At 65.2% G+C, this 14,207-nt stretch carries 12 protein-coding genes and 1 pseudogene; 10 read left to right on the top strand and 3 right to left on the bottom strand.

Features of this window, described 5'->3' with window-relative positions; genetic code table 11:
• Window positions 1–36 precede the first annotated feature (36 nt).
• From J7360_RS09215 to J7360_RS09170, 10 genes are all read left to right on the top strand, one after another.
• Window positions 37–1,476, top strand: coding sequence for an RNA polymerase factor sigma-54 (locus tag J7360_RS09215; RefSeq protein WP_007964346.1), 1,440 nt, complete (start codon window positions 37–39; stop codon window positions 1,474–1,476).
• Between the two features lie 87 nt (window positions 1,477–1,563).
• Complete coding sequence (raiA, locus tag J7360_RS09210; RefSeq protein WP_005913379.1) at window positions 1,564–1,881, top strand: ribosome-associated translation inhibitor RaiA; 318 nt, start codon at window positions 1,564–1,566, stop codon at window positions 1,879–1,881.
• Between the two features lie 21 nt (window positions 1,882–1,902).
• Window positions 1,903–2,361: a PTS sugar transporter subunit IIA gene (locus tag J7360_RS09205; RefSeq protein ID WP_057662260.1), complete on the top strand. Its 459-nt coding sequence runs from the start codon at window positions 1,903–1,905 to the stop codon at window positions 2,359–2,361.
• A complete protein-coding gene (gene hprK, locus J7360_RS09200) occupies window positions 2,358–3,308 on the top strand; it encodes an HPr(Ser) kinase/phosphatase (RefSeq protein ID WP_003487845.1) in 951 nt (316 codons plus the stop codon). The genes J7360_RS09205 and hprK overlap by 4 nt, the downstream gene beginning before the upstream one ends.
• On the top strand, window positions 3,305–4,177 hold the full coding sequence (gene rapZ, locus J7360_RS09195) for an RNase adapter RapZ (protein ID WP_007971724.1): 873 nt from the start codon (window positions 3,305–3,307) through the stop codon (window positions 4,175–4,177). Before hprK ends, rapZ begins: the two co-directional genes overlap by 4 nt.
• A gap of 521 nt (window positions 4,178–4,698) precedes the next feature.
• The gene (locus tag J7360_RS09190) at window positions 4,699–5,091 is read left to right on the top strand and encodes a PTS fructose IIA component family protein (protein ID WP_003487850.1); all 393 of its coding nucleotides are present in this window, start codon (window positions 4,699–4,701) and stop codon (window positions 5,089–5,091) included.
• A complete protein-coding gene (locus tag J7360_RS09185) occupies window positions 5,084–5,353 on the top strand; it encodes an HPr family phosphocarrier protein (protein WP_005913389.1) in 270 nt (89 codons plus the stop codon). Before J7360_RS09190 ends, J7360_RS09185 begins: the two co-directional genes overlap by 8 nt.
• Before the next feature lie 58 nt (window positions 5,354–5,411).
• On the top strand, window positions 5,412–7,142 hold the full coding sequence (gene ptsP / locus J7360_RS09180) for a phosphoenolpyruvate--protein phosphotransferase (RefSeq protein WP_007964329.1): 1,731 nt from the start codon (window positions 5,412–5,414) through the stop codon (window positions 7,140–7,142).
• A gap of 407 nt (window positions 7,143–7,549) precedes the next feature.
• The gene (gene mgtE / locus J7360_RS09175; RefSeq protein WP_057662404.1) at window positions 7,550–8,911 is read left to right on the top strand and encodes a magnesium transporter; all 1,362 of its coding nucleotides are present in this window, start codon (window positions 7,550–7,552) and stop codon (window positions 8,909–8,911) included.
• Between the two features lie 201 nt (window positions 8,912–9,112).
• On the top strand, window positions 9,113–9,850 hold the full coding sequence (locus tag J7360_RS09170; protein WP_211115884.1) for a prolyl oligopeptidase family serine peptidase: 738 nt from the start codon (window positions 9,113–9,115) through the stop codon (window positions 9,848–9,850).
• A 34-nt stretch (window positions 9,851–9,884) separates the two neighbouring features.
• On the opposite strand, the gene cydB is transcribed toward J7360_RS09170, so the two are convergent.
• The 3 genes and pseudogenes from cydB to J7360_RS09155 all read right to left on the bottom strand — a co-directional run bounded on the left by cydB (window position 9,885) and on the right by J7360_RS09155 (window position 13,868).
• Window positions 9,885–10,901: a cytochrome d ubiquinol oxidase subunit II gene (gene cydB, locus J7360_RS09165; RefSeq protein WP_057662252.1), complete on the bottom strand. Its 1,017-nt coding sequence runs from the start codon at window positions 10,899–10,901 to the stop codon at window positions 9,885–9,887.
• On the bottom strand, window positions 10,901–12,298 hold the full coding sequence (locus tag J7360_RS09160) for a cytochrome ubiquinol oxidase subunit I (RefSeq protein WP_007964320.1): 1,398 nt from the start codon (window positions 12,296–12,298) through the stop codon (window positions 10,901–10,903). The genes cydB and J7360_RS09160 overlap by 1 nt, the downstream gene beginning before the upstream one ends.
• A 341-nt stretch (window positions 12,299–12,639) precedes the next feature.
• Window positions 12,640–13,868 (bottom strand): annotated as a pseudogene (locus J7360_RS09155) (dipeptidase).
• Between the last annotated feature and the right edge of the window lie 339 nt (window positions 13,869–14,207).

Raw genomic sequence — 14,207 nt, 5'->3', positions numbered from 1 at the left:
GTCGCCGCGCCAACGTTTTTTCCAGTCAGTGCCCGCATGAAAGCCCGGCTCCAGACATCGCTAGGACAGCAGTTGGTCATGACGCCGCAGTTGCGTCAGGCGATCAAGCTATTGCAGATGTCCACCACCGAGCTGGAAGTGGAAATCGCCGAGGCCGTGGAAACCAATCCGCTGCTGGAATGGGCCGACGAAGCCGCGCATGCCGCCAGCGACATTGCGGTGGAATCCGCGCCGTCCGCGTCCACCGAAGAACCTCAGCGCGAAGAAGTCGCGCCTGCCGAGCGCGACGACGATTGGTCGCAAGACGAGCTGCAATGGACCGGCTCGGGCAGCGGCGGCAGCTTCGACGACGACGAGTCCGGCGATGCCGCAGAGCGCGTGGCCGAATCCGAAACATTGGCCGACCACCTCTTGTGGCAGTTGCATCTGTCGCCCCTGTCGCCGCGTGACCGCCAGATCGGCGCGATGCTGATCGACGCCCTCGACGAAGACGGCTACCTGCGCGAACCACTGTCGGCCATTCTCGAAACCCTGGCGCTGGGCGCAGCGGTCGACGAGGCCGACGTGCTCACCGTCCTGCACCAGATCCAGCGCTTCGACCCGGTGGGCGTGGGCGCGCGCACGCTGGGCGAATGCCTGGCATTGCAGCTGGGGGTACTCGATGCGCAGACGCCCGGCCGCGAGTTGGCGCTGCAGATCGTTGCCGGCCCGCTGGAACGGCTGCCGCGCGCCGGCGTGGCCGGGCTGGCGCACGAGCTCAAGCGCTCCACTGCCGATGTCGAACAGGCGGTGCAGCTGGTGCGCTCGCTGGACCCGCGCCCGGGCAAACAGATCGGCGACCTGTCGCAGGACACCTACGTCGTGCCCGACTGCGTGATCTGGCGCCAGCGCGGGGTCTGGCGGGCTGCGCTGGCCGGCCGCGCGCAGCCCAAGGTCACCATTCACCGCGGCTACGAAAACCTGATCCGCAGCTGCGGCGAATCCGATGCCGGCTATCTGCGCGGCCAGTTGCAGGAAGCGCGCTGGCTGCTCAAGAGCCTGGAGGCGCGTGGCGAAACCCTGCTGCGGGTGGTCCGCTGCCTGCTGGAGCACCAGGCCGGGTTCCTGGAGTTCGGTGCGCAGGCCTTGCGCCCCTTGACGCTGCGCGAGATCGCAGGCGAGCTCGGCCTTCACGAGTCCACCATTTCCCGCGCGATCGCCCGCAAGTACGTGCGCACCCCGCGCGGCACCATCGCGCTGCGCTCGTTCTTCGCCTCCGGCATCGACACCGACAGCGGCGGCGAGGCCTCCAGCACTGCCATCCAGGCCATGATCCGGCGCCTGATCGATGCGGAAAACCCGCGCAAACCGCTCTCCGACGCCAAGCTGGCCGATCTGCTGAAAACATCCGGCGTCCCAGTGGCGAGGCGCACCGTTGCGAAGTATCGTGAGGCCATGAACATTTCCGCCTCCCACGAACGCGTGCGCATCGCCTGACGTTGCAACCACCGCAACGCCGGCCTGCGCCGGGTTTGTCGGATCACCGGAACGGTTCATTGGCCCACCGACCAATGGAGGTATCCGATGCGTATCGAGACGTATGGCCACCAGCTTGAAGTGACCCCCGCCCTGCGGGAGTACGTGGCAAGCAAGCTGCAGCGACTGCAGCGCCATTTCGACCAGCACTGCGAAGTCCGAACGCAGCTGGCCGTCCGCAAGCCGGACCACCACGTGGTCGCCACCGTCAACCTTCCCGGTCGCACCCTGCACGCAGATGCCAGCGGTTCCACCATGTATGCGGCCATCGACCTGCTGGTCGACAAGCTCGACCGCCTGGTCCTCAAGCACAAAGAGAAGAAATGTAACCACCACGCCCGCGAGGTGCGCGACAATCCCGCATGACGCTTCCCGCCTGATGCCCTCATGCCTTTAACCGATCTGATGGCGGCCGTGCGCACCCTGGTGTCGCCGGCCGCCGATCGCGACACCGTCCTGCATGCCGCCGCCGACCTGCTCTCCTGTCGTCAGGCCGGCGCCGACGAGCTCTACGCCAACCTGTGCGAACGCGAGGCCCTGGGCAGTACCGCCATTGGCCATGGCATCGCCATTCCGCATGGGCGCTGCCCCGACCTCACCGAGCCACGCGGGGCCTTGCTGCGGCTGGATACGCCGGTGCCCTTCGGCGGCGACGAGCCGGTGGATCTGGTCTTCGCCATGGCCGTGCCGGCGCACTACACCCACCAGCACCTGATGCTGCTGTCTGAGCTGGCCGAACGGTTCTCCGATGCCGACTTCCGTCAGAACTTGCGCGCCGCACCCAACGCCGATGCCCTGATGACGCTGCTGGCCGACGTGCCGCCCGCGCAGGCGAGCGCGGCATGAATACCAGCATCACCGCACGCGAACTGTTCGACCAGCAGCGCGACAAGCTCGCGCTGCGCTGGGTCGCCGGCCCCAAGGGCGAGCACCGCGAGATCCAGGCCGGCAGCAACAACGCACGGCGCCCGTCGCTGGCCGGCTACCTCAATGTGATCTATCCCAACAAGGTGCAGATCCTGGGCACCGAGGAACTGGCCTGGCTGGACTCGCTGGATGCGCGGCAGCGCTGGGAGACCATCGAAAAGATCATCCAGGTGCAACCGCTGGCGCTGGCGATCAGCAAGAACCAGTCATGCCCGGAAGATCTGCGCGCGGCGGCGGACGAATCCAATACGCCGCTGTGGATCTCGTCCAAGCGCGGCCACGAACTGCTCAACCACCTCTCCTACCATCTGGCGCGCACGCTGGCGCCGCGGGTCACGTTGCATGGCGTGTTCATGGAGATCTACTCGATCGGCGTGCTGATCACCGGCGAAGCCGGCTCGGGCAAGAGCGAGCTGGCGCTGGAACTGCTCAGCCGCGGTCACCGACTGGTGGCCGACGATGCCCCCGAGTTCACCCAGATCGCGCCCGACGTGCTCGACGGCACCTGCCCCGAATTGCTCCAGGATTTGCTGGAAGTACGCGGCCTGGGCGTCCTGAACGTCCGCGACATGTTCGGCGACACCGCGGTGAAGAAGAACAAGTACCTGCGCCTGATCGTGCACCTGACCCGGCCGATGACCGAGCCGACGCCGTCCGGCTACGAGCGTCTGACCGGCGATTCGGGCAGCCGCCATGTGCTGGACCTGGACGTCCCGCTGATCACCCTGCCGGTCATGCCCGGCCGCAATCTGGCCGTGCTGACCGAAGCGGCGACCCGGCTGCATATCCTGCGCACCAAAGGCATCGATCCGGCAGCGATGTTCATCGCCCGCCATAGCAACCTGCTGGAGCGACGCACGCCATGAGTATCGCGCCCTCCACGCTGATGATCGTGAGCGGGCTATCCGGCTCGGGCAAATCGGTCGCGCTGAAGACCTTCGAAGATCTGGACTACTACTGCTCGGACAATCTGCCGGTCGAGCTGCTGCCGGACTTCGTCAAAAGCCGCCTGCGTGGCAACCCGGTCGGCGACCAGCGCCTGGCGGTGGGCATCGATGTGCGCAGCCGCAGCGACCTGACCCAGCTGGCGCAGTGGCGCCAGGCCGCGCAGGAATACGGCATCGAGGCGCGATTGCTGTTTTTCGAAGCCAGCGACGAGGCATTGATCAAGCGGTATGCCGATACCCGCCGCCGCCACCCGCTCAGCCATCTCGGCCTGGCACTGCCGGAAGCGATCACCCGCGAGCGCCAGTTGACCGAACCGTTGCGTACGCAGGCCGATGCCGTCATCGACACCAGCACGCTCAACGTGCATCAATTGCGGCGCCGCGTGGTCACCGAGTTCGCGCTTGGTTCCCATGATCGGCTGTCGCTGCTGTTCGAATCGTTCGCCTACAAGCGCGGCGTGCCGGCCGAAGCCGACTTCGTGTTCGATGCGCGCGTGCTGCCCAATCCGCATTGGGATCCGGAGCTGCGTCCACTCACCGGCCGCGATGCCGGCGTGCGCAACTATCTGGACAACGAGGCCGACGTGCAACGCTACAGCGCGCAGATCGTGGACCTGCTCGACACCTGGCTGCCACGACTGCGCAACGACACCCGCAGCTACGTGACCATCGCCTTCGGTTGCACCGGCGGCAAGCACCGTTCGGTGTACATGGCCGAACGCATGGCCCGACATGCGCGCGAACAGGGCTGGCCGGAAGTGGCGACGTTTCATCGCGAGCAGGACTGAGGGGCGCGGATTCGGGAATCGGGAATCGGGAATCGTTACAGCGGCATCCTGCGGCGTGTGCTGCATCTACGTTGAGGACGCACGCTCGCTGGCCCTATTTTTAGGTTGGATTGCTTGCGGCGGCTGGCGTCTGGCGGACGCTGCGCAGGCCCGACAACGCTGCAGCTGACGCGACTGGATCGCCAACGTCCCGAAAACCGCTTGGCGCTCTCATTCGGCGCGCTCTGCAACGCTGCACGACCAAGGCGTTGGCGCCGTTACACCCAATGCGTCGATGGTATTCCGCCACGCATGGCTACATGCCCCTGCTCGCTGAAGGCAAAACGGCAGCGCTCGCTTGCGATGCGGGTCGCACTGCTGACGCTGCATGAGGCACGGCTCGGCGCCAGGTAGGCAGCGCACGATGGCCACACATGCTGCCGCCACGTCGCTGCAGCGGTCCTAAACATCTATTCAGTTCGCAACGCATCTGTGCGGGCAAACGCTATCGCGCAGTCATGCTGACCTGTTAACGTTTCGGCATGGCCTGTGGCATTCTCCTCATTACTCATCCCGGCATTGGCGCAGCGTTGTTGAACGTGGCGACAGGGCTGTTGCGGCAATTGCCGTTGAAGACCGAAGCATTCGACGTGCCGTTCGATGCAGACCTGGACGCATTGCTGCCCCAGGCATCGTCGGCGATGCGCCGGGTCGACAGCGGCGACGGCGTGCTGGTCATGACCGACCTGTACGGCGCCAGCCCCAGCAATCTCGCCAACCGTCTGGCCAAGCTGGGCACCCCGGTTCGCCGGGTGTCCGCGCTGAGCCTGCCGATGCTGCTGCGCGTGATGAACTACCCCGAACAAGGATTGCAGGAGCTGCCCGCCACTGCGGCGGCCGGTACCCGCAACGGAGCGATCATCGACGATGCTTGAACGCGAACTCATAGTTTCCAACCGACTCGGACTGCATGCGCGGGCCACCGCCAAGCTGGTGCAGACGCTGTCGTCGTATCGCAGCAACGCCACCCTGGCGGCCAAGGGGCGCGAGGTGAATGCCAAGAGCATCATGGGCGTGATGTTGCTGGCCGCAGGCCAGGGCACTAGCGTGGTGGTGCGGCTGGATGGCGAAGACGAAGCCGAGGCCTTGCAGGCGCTGGTGGACCTGTTCGAGCGTCGTTTCGACGAGGACAGCTGAGCATGCGCGGCGTCGGCGCCGTTGCGACCGACACGGCGCCGCTGCGCCAGGGACGCGCATGAGCCTGCGCCTGCGCGGACATGGCGCTGCACGCGGCAATGCACTTGGCCGCGCGCGCGTGCGCCAGAGCCATACCCTGGAAGTGGCCGAACAACGCGTGCCCGCCAATCAGGTGGAAACGCAGCTGCAGCGCCTGCATGCAGCCATCGCGTCGGCACGGGTCGAAATGCAGCAGCTGCGCGACCGCCTGCACGGCGCACTGGCGCGCGAGGTCGGCGAATTTCTCGAGCTGCATGCATTGCTGCTCGATGACCCCGAACTGCTGCAAGGCCTGGATGAGCTGATCCGCACCCACCGTTACAGCGCCGACTATGCCCTGCGTGTGCAGCGCGACCGCCTGGCGGCGGTGTTCGACGGGATGGAGGATGCGTACCTCAAGAGCCGCATGGACGATCTGGATCACGTGATCGGCCGCATCCATGCATTCCTGCACAAGCGCGCACCCGACCTCAAGGGGGTGGCCGGCGAGATCCTGGTGTGCGACAACGTGGCACCTTCCGAGCTGGCGCAGCTGCAGGCGCAAGGTGTGGTCGGCATCGTCACCACGGCCGGCAGCACGCTGTCGCACAGCGCGATCCTGGCGCGCAGCCTGCACCTGCCGTTGGTGGTAGGCGTCAGCGACGCGCTGCAGCGCATCGAAGATGGCGATGTGCTGATTGTCGATGCCGGCTCGGGCCAGGTGATCGTCGACCCCAAGCCCGAACATCTGCGCGACTACCGCGAGCGCCTGCGTGCACTGGCCAAGGAACAGCGCGAGCTGGGCCGGCTACGCTCCAAGCCCACGCGCACGCGCGACAACGTCGACATCACCCTGCTGGCCAACGCCGAATCGCTGGAAGACGTGGCCAACGCGCATGCGCTCGGGGCCAGCGGCCTGGGCCTGTATCGCACCGAATTCCTGTTCCTGCAGCGCAACGAGCTGCCGGACGAAGACGAACAGTTCCACACCTACCGCGACACCGTGCTGGGCATGAGCGGCCGCCCGGTCACCATCCGCACCCTGGACCTGGGCGCCGACAAGGCCGACCGCACCGGTCTGACCTTGAGCGATGAGGACAACCCGGCGCTGGGTCTGCGCGGCGTGCGCCTGTCGCTGGCGCGGCCGGCGGTGGCGCAGGCGCAATTGCGCGCGATCCTGCGTGCGTCCGGCTACGGGCCGGTGCGCATCCTGGTGCCGATGGTCAGCGGCCGCGAAGAAATCCTGCAGCTGCGCAAGCAGTTGAAGAAGCTCACCGCGCAGCTGCGCGCCGAAGGCCACGAGATCGCCGAGCACATTCCGCTGGGCGCGATGATCGAAGTGCCGGCGGCGGCATTGGCGTTGGACTGCTTCATCGACGATATCGATTTCCTGTCCATCGGCACCAACGACCTGGTGCAGTACCTGCTGGCGGTGGATCGCAACAACGAGGCGTTGGGCGAGCTGTACTCGCCCCTGCATCCCGCCGTCCTCCGACTGATCGCGCAGGTCATCGCCACCGGACGCGCCTACGGCAAGCCGGTCGCGGTGTGCGGCGAAATCGCCGGCGATCCGCGCTTCGTGCCGATGCTGCTGGCGTTGGGGCTCACCGAGTTCAGCCTGCATCCGGCCACCTTGCTGGAAGTGCGCCGCGCGGTGCGCGACACCCATCTGGGCGAGTTGCGCGTGCACGGCGAAAAATTGCTGCGCGCCCGCGATCGCAAGGGCATCGAAAAATGGCTGACTGGCCACGCGCAGGGGTTGCTGCGGTAATTGCGACGCGCACCCGGCCCGGCAGCGCGGCCGATGCTTCCAGACCTGCGTTTCCTTCAAAACGGCGATCGACACGATTTCGCAGCCCTGAGGCGGGCAGACGGTGCTGCGAATCGGCACGCACCGCTTGGGCAGTGCGATTGCTGCGCGCCGGTCACGCCCGCTCGCACCGCTTTGATCGCCTCCTTGGTCGAAAAGCGCATCGAAAATTCCGCCCGCATCGTCAATCGCGTACCGCTCCATCCACCTTCAGCAGCCCTCGCGGCTTGGCTGCGTCCACCGCGCATGCCCTGCGCAAGCGCGCGGCAGCGACCCTGTATGTTTCGTCACCATACGCAAGCGATAATGCCTTGCTGACCCAGCACCGCGTCCTTTACTGGCGCGTCCACTCTTCCGGGAAGCCGCGCATGGCCGAAGCCGTCCGCCACGACAAAACCGCGCGCCAGCTACGCCTGCTGTCCGACGCGCTGGATAGCGGACGCCTCGGGCCGGTACGCCGGTTGGTCAATACGCTGGCGCCGGCGGAAATCGGCAACCTGCTCGAATCGCTGCCGCCCGGCAAGCGCGAAGTGGCGTGGGGGCTGGTCGATCCGGAAGACGATGGCGAGGTGCTGCTGCACGTCGGCGACGAAGTGCGCGAAAGCCTGCTGGCCGACATGGACCCGGACGAGATCGTGGCTGCGGTCGAAGACCTGGACATCGACGATCTGGCCAACCTGGTCGAAGACCTGCCCGATACCGTCATCGATGAAGTGCTCAAGTCGATGGACCGCGAAAACCGCGAGCGGCTCGAGCAGGTGCTGTCGTATCCGGAAGACACCGCCGGGCGTCTGATGAACCCGGACGTGGTCACCGTGCGCGCCGACGTCAACGTGGATGTGGTGCTGCGCTATCTGCGCCTGCGCGGCGAGCTGCCCGACCACACCGATCACCTGTACGTGGTGAGCCGGCGCCACCAATACCTGGGCCGTGTGCCGCTGGCGGCGCTGGTCACCCACGAAGACAGTACGCCGGTCAACCGGCTGATCGACGACGAGCAACCGGCCATCGATGTCGGCGACGGTTCGGACGAAGTGGCGCGGCGCTTCTCCGACCACGACTGGATCTCCGCGCCGGTGGTGGACGACAACAACATCCTGCTCGGCCGCATCACCATCGACGACGTGGTCGACATCATCCGCGAGCAGGCCGAGCACCAGGCCATGAGCGCGGCCGGTCTGGACGAAGACGAAGACATGTTCAGCCCGGCACGGCGCGCCTTCCGGCGCCGCCTGATCTGGCTGAGCATCAATCTGTGCACCGCGTTTCTGGCGTCCAGCGTGGTCAGCAGGTTCGAAGGCACCATCGAAAAACTGGTGGCGCTTGCGGCGCTGATGCCGATCGTTGCCGGCATGGGCGGCAATGCCGGCACCCAGGTGCTGGCACTGATGGTGCGCGGTCTGGCACTGGGCCAGATCGGCTCGTCCAACGTGATGACCTTGCTCAAGAAAGAGCTTACTGTCGCGCTGATCAACGGGCTGTGCCTGGGCATCGGGCTTGGCTTGATCGTGCTGGCCTGGTTCCGGCAACCGATGCTGTCGCTGGTGATCGGCACCGCGTTGACGGTGAACATGCTCACTGCCGCCTTCGGCGGAGTGCTGGTGCCGGTGACGCTGAAACGGTTGGGCTTCGATCCGGCATTGGCCGGTGGCGTAATCCTGACCACCTTGACCGACGTGATGGGCTTTTTGAGCTTCCTGGGCCTGGCCACGTTGATACTGCTGCCCTGACCTGCGGTACCTGGCCTAGCGCGTGTGATGCACGCGATGACGACAAGCAGATGAATATTCGACAGGAATCGCCGCGCCTCGACACGCCAGCGCACCGGCATGCGGTAATACTGCACCCATGTGATCGGTCGGGAGAGCTGCGTGATTCGTCGTTGTCTTGTTGTCATTGCCTTTGCGCTATTGCTGGCCGGCTGTTCCAGCATGGCTGAGCGCCACCATGACGAACGCCGCGGCCACTTCGTCACCCGCACGTTGAAACTGGACGGGCGCCTGTACCGCTATCAAGTGTTCGTGCCGGCGTCCAAGGTGCCGCAGCCGTGGCCCATCGTGCTATTCCTGCATGGCTCGGGCGAGCGCGGCGATAACGGGCGCGACCAGGCCGAAGTCGGCGTGGGCCCGTACTTGAGCGAACACACCGCCGACTTCCCCGCACTTGTCGTGCTGCCGCAAGTGCCCGAGGACGAGGAGTGGATGGGCATCAATGCGCGCATGGCGATCGCGGCGCTGGATGCGGCCAGCGCCGAGTTCGGTGCCGACCCGCAGCGCACCTACCTCACCGGCATTTCGATGGGCGGCTATGGCGCCTGGGAAATCGGGCTGATGCAGCCGCGCCGGTTTGCGGCGATCGTGCCGATCTGCGGCGCGCTCAAGGCACCGCGCGATGAGCGCCGCACCTTGTACGTGAGCCTGGTGGCGAAGGAAGCGGACCCGTACACCGCGGCAGTGACACAACTCAAGCACGTACCGATCTGGATGTTCCATGGCGCCAAGGACGACTCGGTACCGCCGCACGACGACCGCGCGTTGTACCGCGCTGCGAAAGGCGTGGGCGCCAATGTGCGTTACAGCGAATACCCGGAAGGCAACCACAACGCCTGGGACGCGACCTATGCGGACCCGACGATGTGGGAATGGATGTTCAGGCAGCGCCTGCGCTGACGGGCGATGCAGCGCCATGACGCCGCACCTGCCATCAGTGGTGATACCCATTGTCCGCAGTGACCTTGCCGCGAAACACGCGGTACGACCACACCGTGTAGCCCAGGATCAGCGGCAGCAAGGCGACCAGACCGACCATCGCGAACAGCTGCGAAGACGGCGGTGCGGCAGCCTGCCAGAGGGTGTAGACCGGCGGCACCAGATACGGCCACATGCCCAGCACCAAGCCCAAGAAGCCCAGCACGAACAGGCCCATCGCCAGCAGGAATGGCAGCGCATCCGAGCGCGCGGCCTCGCTCGCACGCCACAGCGCAACCCCCACGATGGCCACCAGCAGCGGCACCGGCATCAGCCACGGATAGTGCGTGCCACTGAACCAGCGCTCCATCACATGCGACTGCAGCGAAGGCAGCCAGGCACTGACCAGGCCGATGAAGATCAACACACTGATGGTCAACGGTCGGCTCAACTGCCGCGCCAACTGCTGCACATGGCCTTCTGTCTTGAGAATCAGCCAGGTACTGCCGAGCAGCGCATAGCCGAACACCAAGGCGGCGCCCGTCAGCATCGCGAACGGGCTGAACCAGCCCCAGATGCCGCCGACATAGCGGTCGTTCTCGATCTGCAGACCCTGCACCAGGGCGCCCAGGATCACGCCCTGCGCGAAGGTGGCCAGGATCGAACCGGCGGCAAACGCATTACTCCACAAGCGCCGCGATCGATGCGCCTTGAAACGGAATTCGAACGCCACGCCGCGGAACACCAAGGCCATCACCATCAACAGCACCGGCAGATACAGCGCCGACAGGATCACCGCATACGCCTTGGGAAATGCGGCCAGCAGCCCTGCCCCGCCGAGCACCAGCCAGGTTTCGTTGCCGTCCCAGATCGGCGCGGCGGTGTTCATCATCAGATCCAGCTGCGCTTCGTCCTTTCGGAACGGCGCCAGGATACCGATGCCGAGCACGAAGCCGTCCAGCACGACGTACATCAGCACCCCGAAGCCGATCACCGCAAACCACGCCACCGGCAAGACGCTCGTCATCTCCATCATGCAGCTCCGTCGATCGATTCGTCGGCCGCCGACAGCGGCCGTGCGGGCGTGTGTTCGCCATGGTCCAGCTGCGGCGCATCATGCGGTGTCGGTCCGATCTTGCCGATCTTGACCAGGTACCAGATGCCCCAGCCGAACACGAACGCGTAGCCGGCCACATACACCGTCAGCGAGATGGCGGTCATCAGCGCAGACTGCGGGCCCACCGCATCGGCGGTGCGCAACAAGCCGTAGACCGCATAGGGCTGCCGGCCGATTTCGGTGACGAACCAGCCGGAAATCAGCGCGATGAAGCCGCTCGGCAACATCCAGCGCCAAACCGCCAGCAACCAGCGCCAGTGCACCAGCTTGCCGCGCCACAACGCGAACGCAGACACCCAGGCCACCAGCAGCATCAATGAGCCGATCCCTACCATGATGCGGAAGGCGAAGAACACCGGCGTCACCGGCGGGCGCTCGCTTGCGGGCACCGACGTCAGCGGTGCGATGCTGCCATCCGGGCGGTGGGTCAGAATCAGGCTGCCCAGGCGCGGAATCGCCACCTCATAGTCGTTACGCTCGGCCTGTGCGTTGGGCACCGCAAACACCACCAGCGGGAATCCCTCGCCCGGTTTTTCGGCATGCCAGTGCGCTTCCATCGCGGCGATCTTCATCGGCTGATGCTTGAGCGTGTTCAAGCCGTGCATGTCGCCGACAACGATCTGCAGTGGTACGGCGATCGCGGCAAACACCACGGCCAGCTTCAGCATGCACAGCCCGGCTTGGCGATGCACGCCACGATGCAGATACCACGCGCCCACTGCACCCACCACGAAGCAGGTGGTGATGAATGAGCCAAGCGCCATGTGCGCAAGCCGGTACGGGAACGAGGGATTGAAGATGATCTTCAACCAGTCGACCGGGTGGACGATGCCGCCGATGACATCAAAGCCGGCCGGGGTCTGCAACCAGCTATTGGACGAAAGAATCCAGAACGTGGAAAACAGCGTGCCCAGCGCCACCATGCAGGTGGACAGCAAATGCAGGCGCTCGGAAATGCGCCCCCAGCCGAACATCATCACTCCCAGGAAACTGGCTTCCAGAAAGAACGCGGTGAGCACTTCATAGCTCAGCAGTGGCCCGATCACGCCACCGGCCACGCGGCTCAATTCCGGCCAGTTGGCCCCGAACTGGAAGGCCATCACGATGCCGCTGACCACGCCCATGCCGAAGGACACGGCAAAGATCTTCTGCCAGAAGAAATACAGCTCGCGCCAGACCGGCAGACGCGTGCGCAACCAGCGCCATTCCAGAAACGCCAGCAGACTGGAAAGCCCGATGGTGAATGCCGGAAACAATACGTGGAACGCGATGACGAATCCAAACTGGATCCGCGATAACAGCAGTGCGTCCATGGAGAACCCTCCAGGAAAAGTGATCGTTGGCGAGCAGCTCGCAGGTTGATCACCGGGATGCACTGCATCGGGCGATCGCGAGCTCGCTGCTGCGCTAGACGATCATGATAGGGATGGTCGCGCCCGTTCCCGATGCGACACGGCGTCGCATCCGCGACAAATTGCCGCCCCTGTACTGCGGTGCGTCGGACCACCTGCCTCCGCTGGGCAGTGCGCCGTGCGCCGGGGGCGACCCAATGGCGCGAATGCTGTCACGGCGAAATGCCGGGCGCTGGTCAGTGCACGTCGCCAGGCGGCGCAGGACCTGCCACGCCCTGCCTTCCAACCAAGTTGGCGCAACGCTATGGCCGCACCCGCTCCCAGATCCGCAGAAAGTTGCCGCTATACACATCGACGATGCGTTGCGTGGGCCAGCCGGCATCCAGCATCGCCTGCGTGAGCTTGTGCAGATCCGCACCGCTGCGCATCCCGGTCGGCAGGCTGGAAATGCCGCCATCGAAATCGCTACCGAAACTCAAGTGTTTCCATGGATCTTCGACGATTCCCATGGCGGCAATCTGTCGGGCGAACGCTTCGTAATAGCCGACGACAAAGGCAAGATCGGCATCCATATCCGGCGTGCCATCTGCCAAAAGTGAATGCTGCAAGAAGTACGGCGCCAGGATGACGCTGATGCAGCCACCGGTCTGCACGATGGCACGGATCGCCGCGTCGTCGAGCGCCCGGTCCAGGTGATGCGAAGGCCGCGTTTCCACACCACGCGTGACGCTGCGCGATGCGCCATGCGAAACGAAGGCCGGCACGTCGCGACGGAGGCAGATGCCGCAGGCGTCACGTATCCCCTGGCTCGAGGTATGCGAAAGATCCACCAGAAGCCCGACATCGATGCAGCGCTCCACCACCTGCCGGCCAAACTCCGTCAGCCCCGCACCTTTACGTTCGCGCCACGGATTGAGCGATGCATAGCCGGCCTGGGAGATGTCGGTGTGGCTGAAATGGTTGAGCGTCAGATAGGCGGCGCCGGCCCTGGCTGCACTTTCCAGACGCGCCAGCCGCAACGCCTGGCTGCGGCTCCCGCGTGGTCCAAGCATGTGCGCACCCTCCAACGACAGGATGGCGCAGCACAGACCTGCTGCGCGAATCGCGCGTAGCTCGGTGGCGCTGCGTGCCAGCCGCATTCGCCCGCCGCTTGCCGCCACCATCTCCTGGACATAGCGCCGATGCTCCACCCAGTGCTTCCAGGGGTCGAGAAAAGGCACAGCGACGAGGTTTTCCCAAAGTGCGTGGGCGCTGAAACAGGCACCGCCATAGCCACCGGCGAGAAAGTCCGGGCCGCTCACGTGGTACATCAGCGGTTGGTGCGACCTCTCGGTGAGGTCTTGGACATCAACCAGAGGATCGGAGAACGCCGATGCGCTTTCCAATCGCCCTTCCAGAAATCGAAGCCACCTAGGCGCGACAGATACAGCGAATCCAGATGCGTATCGACCGGACACGCCAACGCATGCACTGCTTCCAGCGTGAGCGGCGAAGGCAAGTCAGCTAGGTTGTCGGATGAAACCGCATGCATGGGCGAACCCCGGCAATGACGTCTGAAGAACTCACCCATAAAGCGCGTTCCCGCATTGAATATCCGGCCGATATTCTTCGAGCGCCTTGATGGGTCGAGCATGTGCGTTCGGATGAGAATAACCGAACTGGACCATCAGATCCCCAAGGCGAATGCACAAAAGGCAGGACTGCTGACGCAATGCTCGTTTCGCTTACGCAACGCATCGGTGCGGCGGTTTTTCGTTATTGGACCCGTCGTCGTCTGACCAGGGCTCGACGAGGCCTGGACGCTTTTGGCGACGATGCGGCCGCGCATGCCGGCGGCGCAGCATGCCGCGACGAGGAGCCTGCTGATCGG

This window comes from Xanthomonas sp. D-99 (assembly GCF_017746145.1).
GTDB lineage: Bacteria > Pseudomonadota > Gammaproteobacteria > Xanthomonadales > Xanthomonadaceae > Xanthomonas > Xanthomonas cissicola.
Note: the sequence above shows the minus strand (reverse complement) of the source record. Positions and strands in the feature narration are given on the sequence as shown.

What these genes read in the sequence shown, in the direction of transcription:
- ptsP (WP_007964329.1), top strand. Translation starts at nt 5,412, where the DNA reads ATGAGCCTGCGCCTGCGCGGACATGGCGCTGCACGCGGCAATGCACTT.
- J7360_RS09205 (WP_057662260.1), top strand. Translation starts at nt 1,903, where the DNA reads ATGCCTTTAACCGATCTGATGGCGGCCGTGCGCACCCTGGTGTCGCCG.
- cydB (WP_057662252.1), bottom strand. Translation starts at nt 10,901, where the DNA reads ATGGAGATGACGAGCGTCTTGCCGGTGGCGTGGTTTGCGGTGATCGGC.
- J7360_RS09185 (WP_005913389.1), top strand. Translation starts at nt 5,084, where the DNA reads ATGCTTGAACGCGAACTCATAGTTTCCAACCGACTCGGACTGCATGCG.
- J7360_RS09170 (WP_211115884.1), top strand. Translation starts at nt 9,113, where the DNA reads ATGGCTGAGCGCCACCATGACGAACGCCGCGGCCACTTCGTCACCCGC.
- raiA (WP_005913379.1), top strand. Translation starts at nt 1,564, where the DNA reads ATGCGTATCGAGACGTATGGCCACCAGCTTGAAGTGACCCCCGCCCTG.
- mgtE (WP_057662404.1), top strand. Translation starts at nt 7,550, where the DNA reads ATGGCCGAAGCCGTCCGCCACGACAAAACCGCGCGCCAGCTACGCCTG.
- rapZ (WP_007971724.1), top strand. Translation starts at nt 3,305, where the DNA reads ATGAGTATCGCGCCCTCCACGCTGATGATCGTGAGCGGGCTATCCGGC.
- hprK (WP_003487845.1), top strand. Translation starts at nt 2,358, where the DNA reads ATGAATACCAGCATCACCGCACGCGAACTGTTCGACCAGCAGCGCGAC.
- J7360_RS09160 (WP_007964320.1), bottom strand. Translation starts at nt 12,298, where the DNA reads ATGGACGCACTGCTGTTATCGCGGATCCAGTTTGGATTCGTCATCGCG.
- J7360_RS09190 (WP_003487850.1), top strand. Translation starts at nt 4,699, where the DNA reads ATGGCCTGTGGCATTCTCCTCATTACTCATCCCGGCATTGGCGCAGCG.
- J7360_RS09215 (WP_007964346.1), top strand. Translation starts at nt 37, where the DNA reads ATGAAAGCCCGGCTCCAGACATCGCTAGGACAGCAGTTGGTCATGACG.